The organism is Eubacterium sp. CAG:161, assembly GCF_000432355.1.
Taxonomy (GTDB): domain Bacteria; phylum Bacillota; class Clostridia; order Lachnospirales; family Lachnospiraceae; genus Eubacterium_G; species Eubacterium_G segne.
On record NZ_HF991849.1, the window covers coordinates 24,291 to 25,793 of the forward strand.

Consider the following 1,503-nt stretch of genomic DNA (forward strand, 5'->3'; position numbering starts at 1 on the left):
TCCAACTGATGACAGCCTCTTAAAAATGCTGTATCTAGCTATGATGGACATCACGAAAAAATGGACAGGGCACCGTCAGGACTTGGGGCAGATCCATTCCTAGCTGGAAATCTATTTTGAGGAAAGACTCTCTGGCAGAAATCTGTAAGACAAGCCTGAAAACACGCAGGTTTATTGACATGCAAAAAAATACCTGTATAATGCAGGTAAGGGCAGAACCAATCAAAATCGGCTCAGCCCTTTAGAAACTATTCACATATCTTATATCAGATTTTTGAGTTTACACAAAACTTGAAACGGTCTCAAAAAATGCTGTTATGATATTTATGAGTATCATCGTGAAACCTTATTACAACGTAATATAAGGATTGTATGAAATGCCATTTTCTCATCATCAAAATACATTTTGATAATCCCATTGTATTTATTAACAATACGCTCTACACTTTTTAGTCCAAAGCCGTGTTTGATTTTATTTTTCTTTGATGATACAGGTAAACCATTTTGATTAAACTTCGGGCAGTTTCTACAGTTATTGATAATATTAATCACGGTAATATCGGTATTTTCCTTATCGGTTATACTTAACTCAATATAAGAATCAGGAATATCAGAACAGGCTTCTACAGAATTGTCCAACAAATTACAAAACAAAGCGGTCAGCTCCGTATAATCTAAATTCTGAAGCAGTTTTTTTCTGACATCAACCTTAAATGTGATATGCATTTGATGACAAATCTTTATATAATGGCACAAAATGGAATTTAACAATTCGTTGTCGGAGACATGGACAGAATTTTGTAAATCAGATGAATTTAAAAGTGCCGAAAGGTAATGGCTAATTTTGTCATGATCATTTTGTTCATTTAATTGGGAAATCGTCATAAGATGTTTTCGTATATCATGAATCAAAATCTGTTGACTTTCATTCTGATTGAACAAGACCTTATAGTATTCTGCCATATCATATTCTTTTTGAAATTGCATGTGAAGAAGCGTATATTCTTTATTTTTTTGCTGGATATAATTGTATATGTAAAAAACTAATATATTTATTAAAATTAAAAGTACTGCACAAGCAGAAAGCATATTTCTGAAATGTGTAGAAATGGAGCTGTTAAGCAAAACTGAAGTAAGTACAACAGTAATATAGATTGAAATAAAAGGAATAATATTAATTAAAATAGCCGATATATTGGTAGGTTCATGCTCATCTTTTGAACCGGGTAGTACTCTAGCAATGATGTTGATACTGATAAAATATAATGTTTTGCTTAATGCAGTTAGAATTATCAGGGAGCGTATATCTGATTGTATATACAGAACATCAGCATTGAATTGATTAAACAGTCCGATGATTATTAATTCACTAAAACTCATCATACAGGTTGTGATAAAAGAATGAAACAAGGCTGTCAGCCAGGTTGTATCATATAATGTTTTGAAAATAATAAAATTTATCAATGTAAAAGCAATGGAATTTATACCAAATGAATTCGTGAA

At 31.6% G+C, this 1,503-nt stretch carries 1 protein-coding gene; it reads right to left on the reverse strand.

Annotated elements, in window-relative coordinates:
- Nucleotides 1-333 precede the first annotated feature (333 nt).
- Nucleotides 334-1,503: sensor histidine kinase (locus Q5O30_RS01725; protein ID WP_302674520.1), on the reverse strand; the 1,170-nt coding region annotated here is incomplete at its 5' end.